We start from the raw sequence: 958 nt of genomic DNA on the forward strand, positions 1-958 counted from the left end.
CGTCTCGACCACCGAGGATGAGGAAACCGGTGAGGTGCGCGAGACGCATCGCCGTCCGAACCTGCAGCCGTTTGTGGATGACCCCGATTGCTGGCTCGTCGCCTCGATCGAGGACTATGATCTCGAATCCGACACCGCGCGGCCCGGCCCGATCTTCACCGAGCGCGTGATCGCGCCGCCATCGCCGCCGCTCATAAGCTCTGCCGCGGACGCGCTCGCCGTGGTTCTCAACGAACGCGGCTGCGTCGACCTCGACCACATCGCCGAGCTTTTGCATTCCGATACCGACACTGTCGTCGCCGAACTCGGCAGCGCCATTTTCCGCGATCCGGTCAGCGCGTCCTGGCAAACGGCGGATGCCTATCTGTCGGGCGCGGTGCGCGACAAGCTGAAGACCGCCGAGGCCGCGGCAGCGCTCGATCCCGGCTATGAACGCAATGTCGCGGCGCTCAAGGAGGTGCAGCCCGCCGATCTCAGTCCCTCCGACATTACAGCGCGACTCGGGGCGCCGTGGATTCCGGCCGCCGATGTCGCCGCTTTCGTGAAGGAGACCATGGGTGCGGAGATAAAGATCCACCATATGCCCGAGCTTGCCTCATGGACCGTCGAGGCCCGTCAGCTTGGATGGACTGCCGCCGGAACCTCGGAATGGGGCACAGATCGCAGGCACGCCGGCGAACTGCTGGCCGATGCGCTGAACAGCCGCGTCCCCCAGATATTCGACACCGTCCGGGACGGCCAGACCGAGCGCCGCGTTCTCAATGTCGTCGACACCGAGGCGGCGAAGGAGAAGCTGCAGAAGATCAAGACCGCCTTCCAAGACTGGGTCTGGTCCGATCCCGATCGCACCGACCGCCTGGCGCGTGTCTACAATGACCGTTTCAACAACATCGTCCCGCGAAGATTCGACGGCGACCATCTGCGGCTTCCGGGCGCCTCTGGCGCCTTTTCTCTTTAT

General features: G+C 64.7%; 1 pseudogene. It reads left to right on the forward strand.

Going from position 1 to position 958, the window contains the following annotated elements:
* Positions 1-958, forward strand: a pseudogene (locus tag EN780_RS35300) (lactate dehydrogenase); the annotation flags it as partial.

The sequence above is a fragment of the Mesorhizobium sp. M4B.F.Ca.ET.089.01.1.1 genome (assembly GCF_004022605.1).
In the GTDB taxonomy this organism is placed as follows: Bacteria; Pseudomonadota; Alphaproteobacteria; order Rhizobiales; family Rhizobiaceae; genus Mesorhizobium; species Mesorhizobium abyssinicae.